At 54.3% G+C, this 16,931-nt stretch carries 20 protein-coding genes; 6 read left to right on the forward strand and 14 right to left on the reverse strand.

Going from position 1 to position 16,931, the window contains the following annotated elements; genetic code table 11:
• Positions 1–17: 17 nt before the first annotated feature.
• On the reverse strand, positions 18–3,023 hold the full coding sequence (locus tag TAM4_RS08610) for an anaerobic ribonucleoside triphosphate reductase (RefSeq protein ID WP_014122853.1): 3,006 nt from the start codon (positions 3,021–3,023) through the stop codon (positions 18–20).
• Positions 3,024–3,322: 299 nt separating this feature from the next.
• Here TAM4_RS08610 and TAM4_RS08615 point away from each other — a divergent pair, with 299 nt between their 5' ends.
• Positions 3,323–4,345 carry a lipopolysaccharide assembly protein LapB gene (locus tag TAM4_RS08615; RefSeq protein WP_014122854.1) on the forward strand — a complete coding sequence of 341 codons (1,023 nt, stop codon included), beginning with the start codon at positions 3,323–3,325 and terminating at the stop codon, positions 4,343–4,345.
• Between the two features lie 120 nt (positions 4,346–4,465).
• On the opposite strand, the gene TAM4_RS08620 is transcribed toward TAM4_RS08615, so the two are convergent.
• The 5 genes from TAM4_RS08620 to TAM4_RS08640 form a co-directional block, all read right to left on the reverse strand.
• A complete protein-coding gene (locus TAM4_RS08620) occupies positions 4,466–4,741 on the reverse strand; it encodes an elongation factor 1-beta (protein WP_014122855.1) in 276 nt (91 codons plus the stop codon).
• Between the two features lie 17 nt (positions 4,742–4,758).
• The gene (locus tag TAM4_RS08625; protein ID WP_050003902.1) at positions 4,759–4,932 is read right to left on the reverse strand and encodes a zinc finger domain-containing protein; all 174 of its coding nucleotides are present in this window, start codon (positions 4,930–4,932) and stop codon (positions 4,759–4,761) included.
• Positions 4,933–5,077: 145 nt separating this feature from the next.
• On the reverse strand, positions 5,078–5,530 hold the full coding sequence (locus TAM4_RS08630; RefSeq protein WP_014122857.1) for an Lrp/AsnC family transcriptional regulator: 453 nt from the start codon (positions 5,528–5,530) through the stop codon (positions 5,078–5,080).
• Between the two features lie 58 nt (positions 5,531–5,588).
• Entirely contained in the window at positions 5,589–6,143 is a 555-nt protein-coding gene (locus TAM4_RS08635) for an XTP/dITP diphosphatase (RefSeq protein ID WP_014122858.1), read from the reverse strand.
• A 40-nt stretch (positions 6,144–6,183) separates the two neighbouring features.
• On the reverse strand, positions 6,184–6,672 hold the full coding sequence (locus TAM4_RS08640; RefSeq protein ID WP_014122859.1) for an adenosine-specific kinase: 489 nt from the start codon (positions 6,670–6,672) through the stop codon (positions 6,184–6,186).
• Positions 6,673–6,728: 56 nt separating this feature from the next.
• Here TAM4_RS08640 and TAM4_RS08645 point away from each other — a divergent pair, with 56 nt between their 5' ends.
• Positions 6,729–7,643: an Lrp/AsnC family transcriptional regulator gene (locus TAM4_RS08645; protein WP_014122860.1), complete on the forward strand. Its 915-nt coding sequence runs from the start codon at positions 6,729–6,731 to the stop codon at positions 7,641–7,643.
• On the opposite strand, the gene TAM4_RS08650 is transcribed toward TAM4_RS08645, so the two are convergent.
• Positions 7,640–8,587 carry an SPASM domain-containing protein gene (locus tag TAM4_RS08650; protein ID WP_014122861.1) on the reverse strand — a complete coding sequence of 316 codons (948 nt, stop codon included), beginning with the start codon at positions 8,585–8,587 and terminating at the stop codon, positions 7,640–7,642. The genes TAM4_RS08645 and TAM4_RS08650 overlap by 4 nt on opposite strands.
• A gap of 95 nt (positions 8,588–8,682) precedes the next feature.
• Positions 8,683–9,108 (reverse strand): molybdenum cofactor biosynthesis protein MoaE, encoded by a 426-nt coding sequence (locus TAM4_RS08655; protein ID WP_014122862.1) that lies wholly within the window; start codon positions 9,106–9,108, stop codon positions 8,683–8,685.
• A gap of 77 nt (positions 9,109–9,185) precedes the next feature.
• Here TAM4_RS08655 and TAM4_RS08660 point away from each other — a divergent pair, with 77 nt between their 5' ends.
• On the forward strand, positions 9,186–10,088 hold the full coding sequence (locus TAM4_RS08660; protein ID WP_048150465.1) for a hypothetical protein: 903 nt from the start codon (positions 9,186–9,188) through the stop codon (positions 10,086–10,088).
• Here the strand turns inward: TAM4_RS08660 and TAM4_RS08665 are convergent.
• The gene (locus TAM4_RS08665; protein ID WP_014122864.1) at positions 10,067–10,762 is read right to left on the reverse strand and encodes a ThiF family adenylyltransferase; all 696 of its coding nucleotides are present in this window, start codon (positions 10,760–10,762) and stop codon (positions 10,067–10,069) included. The two genes, TAM4_RS08660 and TAM4_RS08665, sit on opposite strands and share 22 nt — an antisense overlap.
• A gap of 88 nt (positions 10,763–10,850) precedes the next feature.
• Here TAM4_RS08665 and TAM4_RS08670 point away from each other — a divergent pair, with 88 nt between their 5' ends.
• Genes TAM4_RS08670 through TAM4_RS08680 form a run of 3 tightly spaced genes read left to right on the forward strand, consistent with a single transcriptional unit; the run spans position 10,851 to position 12,162 of the window.
• The gene (locus TAM4_RS08670) at positions 10,851–11,168 is read left to right on the forward strand and encodes a hypothetical protein (protein ID WP_014122865.1); all 318 of its coding nucleotides are present in this window, start codon (positions 10,851–10,853) and stop codon (positions 11,166–11,168) included.
• Positions 11,169–11,216: 48 nt separating this feature from the next.
• Complete coding sequence (deoC, locus tag TAM4_RS08675) at positions 11,217–11,885, forward strand: deoxyribose-phosphate aldolase (protein ID WP_014122866.1); 669 nt, start codon at positions 11,217–11,219, stop codon at positions 11,883–11,885.
• The gene (locus TAM4_RS08680; RefSeq protein WP_014122867.1) at positions 11,875–12,162 is read left to right on the forward strand and encodes a family 4B encapsulin nanocompartment shell protein; all 288 of its coding nucleotides are present in this window, start codon (positions 11,875–11,877) and stop codon (positions 12,160–12,162) included. Before deoC ends, TAM4_RS08680 begins: the two co-directional genes overlap by 11 nt.
• On the opposite strand, the gene TAM4_RS08685 is transcribed toward TAM4_RS08680, so the two are convergent.
• The 5 genes from TAM4_RS08685 to TAM4_RS08705 all read right to left on the reverse strand — a co-directional run bounded on the left by TAM4_RS08685 (position 12,163) and on the right by TAM4_RS08705 (position 16,930).
• Positions 12,163–12,741: a hypothetical protein gene (locus TAM4_RS08685; RefSeq protein WP_014122868.1), complete on the reverse strand. Its 579-nt coding sequence runs from the start codon at positions 12,739–12,741 to the stop codon at positions 12,163–12,165.
• Between the two features lie 73 nt (positions 12,742–12,814).
• The gene (locus TAM4_RS08690; RefSeq protein ID WP_014122869.1) at positions 12,815–14,152 is read right to left on the reverse strand and encodes an ornithine aminotransferase; all 1,338 of its coding nucleotides are present in this window, start codon (positions 14,150–14,152) and stop codon (positions 12,815–12,817) included.
• Between the two features lie 134 nt (positions 14,153–14,286).
• Positions 14,287–15,258, reverse strand: coding sequence for a hypothetical protein (locus TAM4_RS08695; protein WP_014122870.1), 972 nt, complete (start codon positions 15,256–15,258; stop codon positions 14,287–14,289).
• Between the two features lie 78 nt (positions 15,259–15,336).
• Positions 15,337–16,329, reverse strand: a complete 993-nt coding sequence (trxB, locus tag TAM4_RS08700; protein ID WP_014122871.1) for a thioredoxin-disulfide reductase — start codon at positions 16,327–16,329, stop codon at positions 15,337–15,339.
• 67 nt (positions 16,330–16,396) lie between these two features.
• On the reverse strand, positions 16,397–16,930 hold the full coding sequence (locus TAM4_RS08705; RefSeq protein WP_014122872.1) for a metal-dependent hydrolase: 534 nt from the start codon (positions 16,928–16,930) through the stop codon (positions 16,397–16,399).
• Position 16,931 lies beyond the last annotated feature (1 nt).

The raw sequence follows: 16,931 nt of genomic DNA on the forward strand, positions 1-16,931 counted from the left end.
CACCTCCAGAAAAGGAATCAGGAGGAGTAGTGCCTCCTCGTCCAGAACTCCTTCTTCCTAAAGGGGTTCCAGTTCTTGAGTGGTCTGTAGTAGCCGATTATTCTGCTCCATATCTCGACGTTCTTGCTTCCACAGCGCGGGCAGTGGGTGTGCAGGCCCGTCGTTGAGTAGTTGCAGTCGTTGCAGACGGTTATTGCGGGAGTATAGCTCCAGTAGACGAGTTCCGTTCTCATGAGCCTCTTCGTGAGCTTTGCCAGGGCCCCGGGGTCCGGCTCTTCGCCGAGGAAGATGTGCATCATCACTCCCCCGGTGAAGCTCCTCTGGATCTTCTCCTCAACCCTTATCCTGTCGGCCAGCTCCAGAGAGCCGTAGTAGGGCGCCACGCTGGTCGAGTAAATGGGGTTCTCCGGGTCGCTGAGGTACTCTTTCAGCTCCGGGAACTCGCGGAGGTCCTTTATGGCGAGCTTCGCCGCGGCGCTTTCACCGGGCACCTCTTCCACGTTCCAGGGCGTTCCGGTTTCCTTCATCCACTCCCTTGCCTTTACAGTTGCGAACTCCACCATCTCCTTCATCAGCTCCGCCGCTCTCAGCCAGTCCTTCCTCGTCCCCTCCTCCCAGAGCTTCGGCTCGTTGAGGTAAATCGAGGCCGCTTCCGGAAGGCCGAGGATTCCGACGGTGTTGAAGTGGCTCCCCGGAAACTCCTCAAGGTAGAGGTGAATCATGCTGTACATGTGCCGGTAGGCGGTGATAAGCCTCACGTAGCGCTCCCTGAACCAGTCCGTTGTTCTTCTCACGACCTCGAGAACCCTCTCGTACTCCTCCCAGAACTTATCGTCGTCTCCTCCGGCCTTAAGGGCGAGCTTGGGGAGGTTTACCGTTGTTACGTTCACCGAGCCGGTGACGTCGGGCATCGCCCAGAGTCCGCCGAAGCGCCCCCTTTCAAGCCTCTCCAGCGCTTCCTCCTCGGCGCTCTTCTCGGAGACACCGAAGGCAAAGGCCATCTCCGTCTTGTCGATGGCAATCCTGCAACAGTTGTGGGTAACAACTCCAGAGCTGTGGGTGAAGTAGTGAATACCCTCAACCTCCACGTCATAGAAAGTTCCCCCAACTTCTATCTCCTCTGCCTCTAAGACTGTAACCCACGCAAGGTTTCCACTCACACGGTGCTTTACTGCCTCACTAGGGCGCCCTATCTCCTCTCCCCAGCTACCCGGGAAGTAGACGACAACAGAACCATCGCGATTCTCTCTGAAGTAGGCAGAGATTCCCGTTATTGCCGAGAGTGTTAGGACACCCTCGGCAAGCTCCCTGTTCTTTATGTGGAGCTCCCAAGCACCCTTTCTCCAATAGCCGTCGCTGTGCAAGAGGCCCTTCAGGAAGGCCCTTCTCACCTTTGCCGGAGCACGCCAGATTACTCCGGGAATCCTCTTCTCATGACTTAACCCGCTTACACCTTCATCATAGAGTGCCCTTGCGAGGTAAGCATCGTATATTCTCACGTAGGTTAAACTCTCCCAACGCGGGTCCCTCTTTACTTTAGGTTCTCTTCCAAGGACGTTTATCGAGAACTGCACGAGGAATTCCTTCACGTCCTTTTCCGCACTGTTTATGGAGAACTGTATTCCACTGAGATAATATCCTTCCCTGTGCTTCTCCTCGCGGGTTCTTCTGGCCATGTCCGAGCTTCTTATAAACGTCCCGTCGCCATAGAACAGCCCCATGAAGTATCCAAAGTCCTCGTTGACATCGATTTCACGCCCATCTTCGAGCTGAAGCTTTGCCTTTTCTCCTTCAATCTCAGTCAAAACTACCGGTATGCGATATGCATATCCGCCGAGAGAACGCTTGGCTAACTCTTCAGCCTTCATGAGTCTGACACTGTTGTCATACTTGACCAATACGGGAATTGGATGGTCTGGGGATACCACAAAGCTTCTCCCATCAGAAAGATGCACTCTGATGGCTTTCCCATACTCCTTTTTCAGGAACCGTTTAATAGGTTTCCATTCAACTTTTTCACCCTTCGGGTCAACGGCAAGAACCTCCACAGTATCTCTCACTCCATACCATTCTGCTCCATCATCCTCTCTGGACTCCAACTCACCGGCAAAGCGCTCGAAAAGCTCCTGTATGGGTGCAACTCCAATATCGCCGTTAGCACGGTAAAGAACATTCTCGTTCTCATACAGACACATCGCGTAGCTCGCGTCCGGGTCAACGACGTTCGTGTTCAGCCAGTAGAAGCTCCCGCGCTTCGACGCCGTCCCGAAGACCTCCTCAAATACCTCGGGGTCGTCCCAGAGCATCTTGGCAGTGACCATCAGCGTCGGAATCGGGAAGGTGAAGGGCTGGCCGAGCGCGTCCCCCTCGCGGAGAACCTCGGTTAAGGCTATGAAGAACTCTTTGGCTTCCCTCTCGTACTCGCCGAGCGGTTCGACCTTCTCTCCAGCGTAAACCGCGTGGTCGCCCTCGAGCATCTTTTTGGGAGCGTCGAGCGTTACGGTGAAGTTGGTGAAGGGAGTTTGAAGGCCTATTCTCGTGGGGTAGTTGAGGTTGTAAACCAGCCTTTGAATCTGCTGTCTGATTTTACGCCTGTCCAGGCTTTCTTTCCTTATGAACGGCCCAGCGTACCACTCGACCGAGCTCAAAGCCTGGGCACCGCTGAAGTAGTGCTGCATAGTAATGAGGTAGTTCGCTATGTGGTCGACGTAGGTGTCGAAGTGCCTGGCCGGCCGGGAGACAATCGTAGGCGTCTTGAGACCCTTTTCGAGTAGCCTCGCGGTGCTGTGGCCTGTGCAGTAGGGGATGTAGAGGCTGTAGGGGAGCTTGTGGATGTAAATGTCTCCAGAGAAGTGCGCCTCCCTGCCCTCCTTTGGGACGAGCGAGATGCTCTCCTTCAGGGATTCCTCCATCACGTAGGCGAAGAAGCCGGTCGGACCAGGGTAGCGGTTCGCATTCTCGAGAACGTCCAGACTGCTCCAGCCAGCGTACTCCTGAATGATGTCACGCTTTACCGTCTCCATCCAAACCACCTGGATAAATTATCCAACTGCGAAAACGGCGATGGAAGATATAACCATTCCCCTTGAACCGTCGGTCGTTTGTGCAACATTAAGGCGAACAATTGGGCCGCTGGACGAGATTGGAGGATTGTCTATGAACATGTGACTACCACACTGACGACGGGGATAGTGAAGAGAACGAATAGTGACGAATATTGGTCATTTAGACAGTATCATGTCACAAAATTCGACGTTTAGACACCAGGGTGTTGACCATATCTTTTTAACCCGTTCGGCCAACCGAAGGGCGGTGATGTGAAATGGATGTCAAAGAAGAGTGGGAGAAAGCTTTGGGCGAGAAGGACTGCGAGAAACTGCTCGAGCTCTTTGACGATTACATCGACTCGATAGAGACCGAGGAGGAGCTCAGGGAAGAGCTCAAGAGGCTCGGGGAAGTGGCGGTTCAGTGCGACGACCCCTACGACCTGCTCCACGAGATTGGACACGTTTACGCTCACCTCGACGACGTCGAGAGCGCGATAGAGCTCTACAAGCAGGTCGTTGAGAGGAAGAAGGACGACCCCGAGGAGTACGCGACGGCGCTCTACTACCTCGCCGATGCCTACGAGCACTTCGGAATGCCCGAGAAGGCGATAGAGACTTACCAGAAACTCCTCGAGCACGAGGAGAACGTCCTGAAGAACGACAGGGAGATAGCACTGACCTTGGCGAACCTCGCGGTGAACTACGACGAGCTCGGCGAGACCGAGAAGGCCATAGAGCTGATGGAGCGTGCGAGAGAGATATTCGAGCGCATAAACGACGAGAAGAACAGGCTCATAAGCCTCCTCGACTTGGCGCACTTCCACTACGAGCTCGGGGACTACGACATCGCCGAGGCGCTGATTAAGGAAGTCCTCAGGAATCCGCGCGACGACGAGATTGAGATAAACGCCAAGCTTGTCGAGGCCGAGATTCACGCTGGCAGGGAAGACTACGACAAAGCCTTCAAGGCCCTCCGCGAGGCCCTGCTCAAGGCAATCAACGTGAGCGATGATATATTCGGCGTCGTTTTCGACACGCTGGTTGACTTCATCGAGGGGCTGTTCAACGAGAACGCCTACGACACGATAGCAAAGAACATGGAGGCCTTTGCCGAGCTCTTCGAGGACGACACAAGGCATTTCTTCAGGGCGATAGCCGAGCTGGCGCGCTGGCGCGCCGGAGACGAGGAAGCCAAGGCTCGCTTCGACGAGCTTTACGCGAAGGTGGAAAACGAGGAGCTCCGCTCGATACTCGACGAGTGGAAGAGGCCGAAGCTGAGCCTGAGTTTGGGGCTTTGAGCCCTCTGTTCTTCTCTCAATCTGTCCGTTGCATACGAGTTCAGAATCTATAGATGTTATATTTGGTACACCAATAGAAGGGCAAGAATGTTTAATAAGCAGATGAAGAGGGCAAAGCCCTCAAATCCTCGAAACGGTCTCGACCTCGGCGCTCTCGACGTTCTCAACCTGCCTGAAGGCCTCGAGAACCTGGTCGAGGTCGTAACCTTCTTCGTCCTTAGCTAGGACGTAGAACTTGAGGGCGACGAGACCGAAGGCTATGGGCTCGCGCTCGACCTTTGCCAGGCCGAACTTCTCGGGAAGAGCCTCCTTGAGCTTTGCCTCGAGCTCGTCGAGGTTGACCTCGGGGTCGGTCGGCATGACCTTAACAACCGCAACCATATTGTAGTCGCTCATCTTTTCCACCTCCTAATTCACGGCCCCTCCCATCCGCACTTGGGGCACTTGTATGGGACGCTCAAAACCCTGCAGGATTCGCAGCGCCAGATGATAGCTTCGCCGCAGTTCGGGCAGACGAAGTGGGTGGCGTGCTCCCTAGGGGTTATCTCCTTTCCGCATGAGGTGCATACGGGTATCTCGAACTTCATCTCCACTGCGAACACCTCCAAGAAAGGTGGTTTTTGCCCACTGGTCACCGTTTCAAGGTATCTTTTATAAATCTTTCGAAAGGGCTCAGAAAACCTCGCGTCATCATAAAATCAGAAAGGAGAACGCCAATCATCGCCCTCTTCTTCAGATCTCCTCCTTGACCGAGACGAACGAAACCATCGTGACCGTTTGACCGATTCCCTTTATCTCCCTTAGTTTATCGATGACGATCTTTCCTATCTCCTCCGAGTTCTTTGCCCTGACCTTTATCAGCAGATCCCATTCTCCGGTGATTATGTGCACCTCGTAAACCCCGTCGAGCGTTGCAACGCGTTTGGCCACTTCCCTCTGGTTTATCCCCGATTCGGGGTCGTACCTTGCCAGTATGAAGGCGGTTGTACCGAGGTCGAGCTTCTTGTAGTTGGGCTTTATGGTGAACTTCTCTATAACTCCCTCCTCGACGAGCTTCTTTATCCTGTAGTGCACGGTTGTCCTCGGTATGCCGATCTTTTTGCTCAGGGCCGCTATGTTCTCCCTGGCGTTCTTCCTTAACTCTTCGAGCAACTTCATGTCTATGTCATCGAGCAGTCCGGGCATTCCCTTACCCTCCCCGTCATCCGTACAACTTAAACCTTTGTATCTTGGTCGCCCTTTGTTATTTAAGGTTTTCTTTGAGCCAAGTGGCAAAGGCCCTCAGGGCCCTTCCCCTGTGGGAGATCTCGTTCTTCTCCTCCGTTGTCATTTCGGCAAAAGTTCTGTCAAAGCCCTCCGGCTTAAATATGGGATCGAACCCAAAGCCGCCGCTTCCCCGGGCTTCTTCTGTTATCTCACCGTCTACCCTGCCGGTGAAGATGTGAAGCTCACCGTCCCAGTAAGCGATGACGCTCTTGAAGTAAGCTCTTCTGTTGCTTTCGCCCTCAAGGAGCTTGAGGATTCCATTGTAGCCAAGGGTCTTGTAAACGTAGGCGGAGTAAACACCGGGGAAGCCCTTGAGTGCCTCTACGAAGAGACCTGAGTCGTCGAGGAAAAAGGGCCCCTCCGTTCTTTCGGCCAGCCACTCTGCCCCGTATTCTGCGACCTCCTCGAGGGTATCCGCCTGTATCTCAGGGTAGGCGATGGAGAGCTGGTATACTTCAACGCCGAGCGGTTCGAAGTATTTTTTGGCCTCCTCAACTTTGCCGGGATTGGAGGTAATAAAGGCGAGCCTCATTCAACCACCGAAGAATAGAGGGAAAGGGGCGTTAAAAGGTTTAGTCAATCGTGTACCCTATCTTCTCAACGAGCTCCCTGCGCTCCCTCTTCTGCTCCTCGGTCTCTATCTTGTTCGCCGCTTTGCCGTCCACTATGCCGAGGACGCTCCGTCCGAGGTCGGTCTCTGCGACGATGACCTGGAACGGGTTCTCACTGGCCCCATAAACCATTGCCACCGCGGGGTGGTTCTTGACGGTGTTCAGGACGTTAATCGGGAAGGCGTTCTTCATGAGGATCACGAAGACGTGCCCCGCGCCGATTTTCACGGCGTTCTTCGCTGCCAACTCCTCAAGCTCCTTGTCGTTTCCGGTGTAGCGCGTGAGCTGCGGTTTTGCTTCGTTCATGGCTATTCCGAACTTTATTCCCGGAACGGCCGTGAGAAGGGCCCTGGCAAGGTCATCGACCGTGAATATAGAGAAGTTGCCTTGTCCGATGATGACCTCCACTCCCTCGGGCTTTTCAACGTCAACCACTTCTATCTTCACCATCTTTCATCACCGATAAAGATTTAATGCCCATCGATTTAACTTTTTCGTGATCGAGCATGCAGGATGTCAATCCTGATGAGATAGAACTGCTCGTTGAGTTGTTGAGTAAGTACCCCCTTGAAAGCCTGAAGAAGATAGCCCAACTTGAGGGGCTGGACTATCACAGGCTCACTCGAATCTATGACAAGTATTACGGCAAGTACGTCTTCGTTAACGCCATATACGATATCAAAAAGCTCGGCCTGAAAAGCTACATCGCTTACCTCTCAGTCCCCAGGGAGCGACTACGTGAGGTCGCCCTGAGGATGAAACAAAACCCCTTCATCGTCGACATCACCGCGATGTTCGGCTTCAAGAATGGAATCACGGCGATAGTTTACGTCCCCAAGGAACAGGTGGATCTTCTCGATCAGGTCATGGAGAAGTACTCCGACGATTACGAGTACTACGAGGTTCGGGCTTATCCCCCCTCCGGCGACGACAACTTCGGGGAGTGGAACCTTCCGTACCAGTACGCCATCTTGATGGACATCCTCAAGTGGGACGCAAGGACACCCCTCTCGGAAATAGCGAGGGAGCTTGGGAAGAGCAGGCCAACGGTACGCTTTATGATCAGAACGCTCCAGCACAGGGGCATTTTGCTCGGTTACATGGCAACCATCGAGAACACGGAGCACGACCGGGGTGTGACTGGAATAACGAGCGAGCTAAACGAGGAGGTCCTTGAGAAGTTCAAGGATTACGAGATAAACGTCGGCGTGCTCCTTGGCAGGGGGTATCTCCTCGAGTGGTACTTTTCCTCCAAGGAGGACCTGGCCCAGAAGCTCTTCGAGTTCAGCAGTTACGTGGAGCAGCTTGGCATTGAGTACTTCGACCTCCTTGAGGACATAAAGAACCTCTACCCCAAGCAGAGGTTCAGGAGGATGGTAAGAAAGGACGGCAAGGGCTATCGCTCAATACTCGAGTTTTAGAGCAATGGACAGTACTCGATCCCCCTGATGTCACCGCTGGCCTGGTACTCAAGGGCCCTGCAGTCGTGGCAGATGTACCTCAGCGGGCAGGTTGAACAGCCCTCCACCTTGTCCTTCGTCATTGTCCAGAACTCCCTGAGCTTTTTGCTCTTTCCAACGATCCACTTGAAGCTCTTTTCCCTGAGGTCACCTACGACCATGTTCCTGAGGAGCGGGCACGGAAGGACGAAGCCATCGGCGCTGACCGCAACGGTGCCGGCCAGACAGTCGTGGTACTTGCTCGTGGTCGGGTTGTTTATCTTCCTGAGCTCTATCGTGTTGAAGTCAAGGTACCTGAGGGATCTCGGGTAGAGAACGTCTATGTACGCCTTGAAGTCACCGTCTCCTTTAACCTTCTGGATGAACTCCTTTGCCTCGTTCACCCTATCGGGAGTTACCAGAACCAGAACGCCCCGGATCCAGAGCCTCATGGCGGCGGAGATTATGGCCTCGGGGTCGTATTCGAGCTCCGCTATGTACTCCACACCGTCGATCGGGCGGATTTTCTCAACGTCCTCAAAGAGGAAGACCGCCCTTATCTCCTCGATGCCGACCCTGAAGGCCATCTCAACTGCCTCGTTGAGCTCCTCGGGGGAGTCGTAGTTGGTGATCCAGACCTCGGTTCCGCCCATGGACTTGAAGTCCCTGAGGATCTTCTCTATCTCCTCCCTCTCGAGCTTTCTCCTTCTTAGGATGAAGCTGTTGTTTCCGAGGCATCCTATTGAGCGTGGAATCCCGTAGAGTTCATTGAACCTTCCCTTACCGGCACCGAGCTGGAGGATGAGCCTCTCAACGCTTCCGGCGTGGGGCGTTTCGCTCCAGGGGGGCTTTCCAACGACTATTTCTTCAGCCCTCGGTTTGATCTCCTGGGTAACTATGGTCCCAACCTTCGCGATCTCCTCCATCAACACCACCGTAGAATGGTACGCGCCCAACGGTTATATACTTTTTCTATGCAGATTTCGCACACCACTGAAAGTAGTCAGCAAAAAGTGGAAAACTAAGCTTTGTGGTAATTCTCCCCCTCAATCCAGAAGGTGCCCTCCTCGGTGACCTCTTTCTTCCACACTGGAACCCTTTTCTTGACCTCGTCTATGGCCCAGCGGCACGCATCGAAGGCCTCTCCCCTGTGTTTGCCGCTGGCAACTATCAGGATGGTATCCTCACCGACCTCCAGCTCCCCGACGCGATGCCATATCAGGATGTCCAGTATTGGAAACTTCTCAAGGGCCTCCTTCCTGATCTTCTCCATCTCCTTCAGGGCCATTTCCTCGTACGCCTCGTAGATCAGCTTTAACACCCTTCTGCCCCTGTTCTCGTTCCTGACCTTTCCGAGGAAAACAACGTACCCCCCGGCCTCGTCCGTCTCCACGAGCTTTATGGCCTCGTCAACGCTGAAGGCCTCCCGGGTGATCCGAACTTTCACGTCCACCACCGTCTTTGATTCGTTCCTCCCCTTTAAGTACTTGCCCGCAACGTTTTTGAGGTTGGGGGTGAGGTTTAATGGGTGATAAGGTGAGGGGCAAGCTCATAGCCGTTGCTCTGATTCTCATCGTTTTCGCATCGGGCTGTCTGACCGGTTCCGGAAACTCTCAAGGCTCATCTCAGCCGTCCACTACCCCTTCCAGTACCCCGTCAACGGTTTCATTCACGTCCACTTCGTCGTCCCGATCCGCTACCTCTTCCACCTCTTCCCCCCTTGAGACCTCCTCGACGATGACCACAACCACGACCCCCGACTACCTCGATGAGCTCATCCGGTCCCTCTCGGGGATCTCCTCGTATCTGGCCCTCGTGAACACGACGATCAACTCCACCGTGAGGATAGAGGGCCGGGGCGTTGTGAGGGTCGAGAACGTCTCGGTCTTCTCGAACTCGACTGCCTTCTACGATCTCTCAAACGAAAGAATGGACGTGAACATGACCGTTCTGACGAAGCCAGCAGGGGCCAGGGTCTTCACGAGGATAATCCTCTCGGGAGACGTTGCGAGGGTCTATTCCTTCGGCGAATGGAAGGAGTTCCACAGTGGCCAAGAAGGCTTTGACGTCATTAGGAAGACCTTTAAATCAAACCCCCTCTCCCTGGCACTCGAAGCTTCGAGGGAGGGGAGCTGCCGGGTAACTGCCGGCGAATACTACGTTCTCCAGTGCACGAGCAAAAACGCCTTTGAGGAGCTGATAAAGTCGGCTGTGGGTGCCCCAGAGGGTTCAGAAGTTTCGGTGACCCTCGGCAGGGTGGAAGTGGTATTTCATAACCTCCGGCCGGTGAGGGGAAGAATAGAGGTCGGCTTCGTGGTTTCCACGACGTACACCGATGCCTCGGGCGGGACCTTCAGGCTGGTTCAGAGGGGAAAAATAGTGGAGACCTTCGCGGTGATTCGCTCCTACAGCTCAACGAGCTCGTAGACGTTGTGGGCTAGATCGATTATCAGGAGCCTGTTGAGGAGCGGCTCTCCAAGGCCCGTTATCAGCTTTATGACCTCCATGGCCTGAATCGACCCGACGACGCCGGCGGTTGGCCCGATTATCGGGAACTTTCCCTTCTTTTCCTTCACCCTCGGGAAGATCTCCCTGAGCGTTTTCGTCTTTCCCGGCAGTATCGTCGTCACCTGTCCGTAGGTGCCCTCAACTGCCCCGTGCACGAGCGGCTTTCCGGTTCTCTTCGCGTAATCGTCCAGGAGGAAGCGTGCCTCAAAGCTGTCAAGGCAGTCAACTATGACGTGGGCCTCGCCGAGAACCTCGTCGATGTTCTCCTCCGTAAGTTTCACGGGTCTGGCAACTATCTCCACGTCCGAATTGAAGCGTTCAAGCTTCCACTTTGCCGATAGCGGTTTGGGCCTCTTTCCAAGGTCCTCCTCCCAGTGGAGCAGCTGTCTGTTGAGGTTGCTCAGCTCGGGTTTCTCGGGATCGATGAGTATTAACCTGCCCACCCCCGCCGCCGTAAGGTAGAGCGCGACCGGTGACCCGAGGCCGCCGACGCCGACAATCGCGACGGTGCTGTTCTTCAGTCTCTCCTGTCCCTCCGTCCCGATCATCATTATCTGCCTGTCGTACCTCTGGAGTTCCCCCTCCGTGAGCATGGGATCACCCCTTCCATTAACGCCTCCGCCCTTATGAAGGTTGGGACAAAGTTTTTTGAGGTTATTCCAATCGCATACGGTGGCAATAGTGAAGTGGCATGAGTTTAGGGAGCTGCTCCTCACGGAGGGTTTCGTTGAGCTGGACGATCTGCGTATAGAGCTCACCCTCGACAACACATTCATGGATCTTGAGTACATTCCGAGGATAGCGGTGTACTCTGGAAGAACGGGGCGGTGGCACGTCCTCAGGAATCCCATAAAACCTGGAAAGAGACTGGATGAAGGCTGGGAAAACGCCGTTGAGGTTCTCTGGAAGATAATAACCGGCTCTGCAAAGCCCGATTTCGGGGACCCGGATCTTGAGAGGGACTTCCTCGAAACGCTGAGAAGACACGTTGAGCCGTAGCAAAACCGCTATATACCCCAAGCCCTCACATCTATTGGGTGGTGGGGGATGGACATAGCGAAGTATATTGACCACACGAACCTCAAGCCCTACGCTACCAGGGAGGACATCATCAGGCTCTGCGAGGAGGCGATCCAGTACGGCTTCTACGCCGTCTGCGTGAATCCCTACAGGGTTAAGCTCGCCAAGGACTACCTGCGCGAGAAGAACGCCGATGTCAAGGTCGCGAGCGTCATAGGCTTCCCCCTCGGTGCGACTCCAACGGAGGTCAAGGTCTTTGAGGCCAAGAGAGCCCTCGAGGACGGCGCCGATGAGCTCGACATGGTCATCAACATAGGCGCCCTCAAGGATAAGGACTACGACTACGTTAAGAGGGACATAGCTGAGGTCGTCAAGGTCGCCCACGAGAGGGGCGCGAAGGTCAAGGTCATAATCGAGACCTGCTATCTGACCGAGGAGGAGAAGGTGAAGGCCTGCGAGCTGGCCAAAGAGGCCGGAGCGGACTTCGTGAAGACCTCGACAGGCTTCGGAACCGGTGGGGCGACGGTCGAGGACGTCAGGCTGATGAGGAAGGTCGTCGGCCCCGAGATGGGAGTTAAAGCGGCCGGAGGGATAAGGACGTACGAGCAGGCCTTAGCCATGATCGAGGCCGGGGCAAACAGGATAGGCACCTCGAGCGGCGTGAGAATCGTGGAGGGGGCGAGGAATGCCAAGTAAGGAGGAGATGCTTGAGCTCATCGAGAGGGCCTCCCAGGAGCTTAGGGAGGAGGGCGTTAACCCGGACATCCTCTTGGCTGGCCCGGGCTTCGTTGAGGTTATGGGCGAGCTCATAGACGTGCTCGACCTTCCGGTTTACATCATAAAGGAGCTTGAGTACGACGCGGTTATAGCTGACTCCCGCTACCTCGGACAGGTCAGGAAGGCCTCAAAGAGGATCTCCATCGAGCCCCTCATCGTCGAGGAAGAGGTCTGGGAAGAGATAAGGAAGCTCTGATCACTTCTTTCTCTCTATTGGCTCCGGCCAGTCCTCCAGTTTTTTCACGTAGAACGCCGTTCCCGTTCCCAGAACAACACCCGTTACGATCGAGACGGTTTTTGGGGCGAGGATGGCCAGAATGTCGGTTGCTCCCTTTATCATGAGGTACGCGTAACTGCCACCCAGGATCGTTATTCCCGCGAGCACAGAGCCCACGAGAAGCGTTGAGAACTCCGGGCCCCTTTTGGCCAGTCCACCTGCGACCGCGCTGGCGGAGGAGCAGAGAACGAGGCAGAGAACGACCTCTTGAAGGTTGGCCCCCATAGAGTAGGCCGCCACTGCTATGCCAAAGGATCCAGCGATTCCGCCAATCCAGCCGAACGTGAGGCTGGAGAATATCAACCCGGCGTAGCTCATGTCCATACCGTTCTCCCTTATGAGCGAGAGGCCCAGCGAGAGTGCAAACGAGAAGGAGATGGCCGACAGGAGCATGTTGCTTCCAACGTTGAAGTTTTCCCTGTTCCTGATCAGAAAGCCCAGATACGCCGCGAGAACGAGGAGTATGAAGGCCTTGAGCCAGAGCGGGTTTACGTCCATATTCCATCCCGGGTGGAGTAAAGCTTTCGCCTTAAATCCTTTTCCCAGAAACGAAAGGAAAGGGGTAGGGGTCTCACTTCAGGGCGGCCTTCAAAGCCTCCTCGAATATCTCCATCGCGACGTCTATCTCTTCCTTGGTGACGATGAGCGGCGGGATGAAGCGTATGCTGTTGTCGCCGCAGCCGAGCAGAACGAGACCGCGCTTCGCCGCCTCTCCAACGATCCTGTCCCTGAGCTCGGGGTACTTCTCCTTGGTGTCCTTGCTCTTGACGATCTCGACGGCCTGGGCCAGACCGAGACCGCGAGCGTCTCCGATGACCTCGTAGTTCTCCTTGAGCTCCTCGAGTATCTTGTGGAGGTAGTTTCCAACCTCTTGGACGTGTGGGAGGAGCTCCTTGACAATCTCGACAACCTCTATTCCGGCCGCGATGGCAACGGGGTTGCCACCGAAGGTGGTCGCGTGCCTTCCGGGCTTGTCGAAGCTTATCTCCTTCCTGTGGACGACACCAGCGAGCGGAAGTCCACCGCCGATGGCCTTACCGAACTGGATGAGGTCGGGCTCGACTCCGAAGTGCTCGATGGCCCAGAACTTGCCAGTCCTGCCTATGCCCATCTGAACCTCGTCGTCCGCCAGGAGGATTCCGTACTCGTCGGCGAACTTCTTGAGCTCCTTGAAGAAGTTCTTCGGCGGGACGACGTAACCGCCTTCACCCTGTATCGGCTCGAAGAATATAGCTCCAACCTCGTGGGGCGGAACGTGCCTGAAGACGTACTCCTCTATGAAGTCGAGAACCCTGTTTATGAGCTCGTCCGGCTCGTCGTAACCGTCGATTCCCCAGGTGTTCCTGTAGGGGTTCGGGTAGGGTATGTGGGTGACGCCCGGCATGGTCGGGAAGAAGCCGTCCTGCTGGACCCACTTGCTGGCGGTAAGGCTCAGAACGGCCTGGGTCCTTCCGTGGAAGGCGTGGTAAAACGCCAGGAACTGCTTCCTTCCGGTCCCGTACTTGACGAGCTTCATAGCGGCCTCGTTGGCCTCGGCACCGCTGTTGCTGTAGACAACTTTCTTCTCGAAGTCACCCGGAGCGAGCTCGATGAGCTTCTCAGCTAAAACGACGGCGTTCTCGTAGAAGAAGTCGGTGAGCGAGTAGTGGGTGAACTTCTCGGCCTGCTTCTTTATCGCCTCGACGACGCGCGGGTGGGCGTGGCCGACGTTTATAACTCCAACACCGCTCGCGAAGTCGTAGAAGACGTTTCCGTCAACGTCGTAAACCCTTATTCCCTCACCGCGCTCGATGACTATCGGAAGGTTCTCGGGGTCCTGGGTGGTCATGGCGAGGTACTTGAAGTTCCTCTCTATTACCTCCCTCGCCCTGGGTCCGGGAAACTCTTTAACGTTCGGTCTAACCACCATGTTGATCACCGCCCGAAGCTCGACGTTCGGCTATATAACTCTATGCTCAATGATGAACATCTTTGACCGAAAGTTTTTCGAAAATCAGGAAATCAGTATTGGTTAGTGTTCATACGGATCTCTTTAAAACAAAATTAGAAGGGGAAATCGTCAATATACAAACTGCTAACTATCTCCTCTAAACTTTTGATCTCCCTTTCTCTATAAAAATATATTACCCTTCCTTTGCCGCGTCCATACTCCATTTTCCAATTCCACCCTTCTTCTGGGTCATACTTCTTTAGGAGGTCTATGAATGGAATCGGTTTATAGTGCTCCTCGTTGTAGAACATGTCCGTAGGCATACCAACTAGGATTTTCTCTTTGAAACGGTGTTTTCTCTTAACCAACCCTACCCTCACAATGCCTTGTTTTTTTAATATGGAATTTAGCCGCCTTACTCCCGGTACAAGAGAATACACAAAGCCATTTATAACAATCGCTACGATATCTCTGGATTTGAGATAATTTAGGACTTTTTGATGCACTTTTAAGTCTTTTTCCATGGCTTTTGATGGGGGTTTCGAGAACTTTATATCTCTAAGTATTATTTCGATGTTACGAGTTATACACTCTTTGAATCCGGCTTCCTCGAGGAGATAGGATATTCGTTCTCCTTTTCTTTCAGAAGCTCCCCATAATAATCCTCTAAGTCCTATTCTTCTTTTTATCTCATCTATATCATATCCCCTGAGATAGAGCTGTTCAATGTAATCCAGAACAACGTGTAATATCGCTGCTTTAAGTCCTTCCACTCCATAGGTGTCGTATATTTCCTTAATAACTTTCATACCAGTTGTATCTCTATCTGTAAACAATATTTTGGCGTATTTTCTAACATTATTTGGAAACATTTTGGACAATCTGAGGAGGCTCTCTTTAATATCCTCAGGGGAGTTTCCTCTGATTAATCTGACTACTGCTTCCATCGCTATCATATTGGTTATCATAACTTTAACTGAATCATGATGGCTCATGTCATCGATAATTCTATCAACTTCATTGGCTAAATCACCGTTTATACCACATTCTTCAGCCCATTTTCTGTGGAGTTTATGACTTGGCATATATTCTCCACCACATAGATTGTAAAGGAGAAGTAATTAAAAGGATTTGCATCATTATCAAGCAAGATTGTTGTGAAGTCACTCCCCGTTCTTCTCGGCCCACTTCTCGAGGAACTCCTTGGCGGAATTTGCCGCTATCGCTCCCTGGCCGACCGCGACTGCAATCTGCTTGAAGACGTTGGTTATGTCTCCGGCCGCGAAGATGCCCGGAACCTTGGTGCGCATGTACATGTCAACCGGGATGTAGCCGTAGTCGTCGGTTATGCCGAGGTGCTTAACGAAGTCCGTCTTCGGCTCGTAGCCGATGAAGATGAAGACTCCGTCGACCTTCATCTCTTTCTCCTCGCCGGTCTTGACGTTCTTCAGCCTTACCCCTTCGACCCTGTCCTTCCCTATTATCTCGGTGACGACGGTATCTAGTATCGCCGGAATTCCGCTCTCCTTGAAGCGGTCCTGCAGTATCTTATCCGCCCTGAACTTCTGCCTCCTGTGGACGAGCGTTACATCAACGCCGATGCTCTTGAGGTAGAGGGCCTCCTGTAAAGCGGTGTTTCCACCGCCGACGACGATGACCTTCTTGCCCTTGAAGAGCGGGCCGTCGCAGGTGGCACAGTAGGAAACGCCCTTTCCGGTGAGCTCTTCCTCGCCCGGAACCTTGAGCTTCCTGGGCGAGGCTCCAACGGCTATTATTATCGTCCTCGCGCGGTACTCCTTGCCGTTCTTGGTCTTTACGGTGAACTTGCACGGGCCTTCGTAGTAGGCGCACTCCGCTGGGTCAATCCTCTCGACCTCGTCGAAGACCACATCAACGCCGAGCTTCTTGACCTGCTCGTGCATCCTCGCGGTCAGCTCGGAACCGCTGATTCCCTCGGGGAAGCCGGGGTAGTTCTCGATCAGGTCGGTCAGCGCCATGTTTCCTCCCAGATCCTTGCTGATGATCAGGGTGTCGAGGCCGAAGCGCTTGGCGTATATTGCCGCCGTAAAGCCCGCTGGGCCCGCTCCGATGATGAGAACGTCCCAGAGCTTTTTCTCGTACTCGCCACCGCGTGAAAATCCTCCAAGGCTGAACATCTCTCCCACCTCCGCGCTTTCCTAACGTGGGTTATTTAAAAGGGTTGTTGCCCAAAAGTGGGTAAAATTAAACGAGCTTTATCGACCCGTCGAGGAGCAGGTGAAGCGTGTAGCCGAGGAAGGCCGCGAGGCCAACGTAGAGCCCCTCCCCGATGCTCAACTTCAGCCCGTACCCGACGAGGACGAAGGCGAGGAACCCGTAGACGGCCGCGAAGAGGAGAGAATGAACTATTCCCCTGTGCTTCGGCATCAGGGCCGTGAAGAGGTACCACGCGAGAACCCCCGCGAGGGCCCCCACGAGCCACGCCCCAACTGGATTGAGCCACTCCGGGTTGAGGCTTATCGCCTTGTTGGCCCAGAGGAAGACCGCGCTCCCGACGGCAACGCTGACTATCGGCTTGGTTCCCCTGTGGATCAGCGCGTCCGGATGATCCATGTCCGGGAGGTCGCTTCCGAGGACGTAGAAGGCGTAGCCTAGAACGAGCGCGATGGGCGTGAGCTTCAGGGGAACGTTAAGGTAAACCCTCAGGACCTGGCCCACGAGCACCGCTAAGGGGTACGTGATCACCCCGCTCAGGACGTGAACGTCGTAGTTCGGCAAG

Origin of the sequence: Thermococcus sp. AM4, assembly GCF_000151205.2 — an archaeon.
Lineage (GTDB): Archaea > Methanobacteriota_B > Thermococci > Thermococcales > Thermococcaceae > Thermococcus.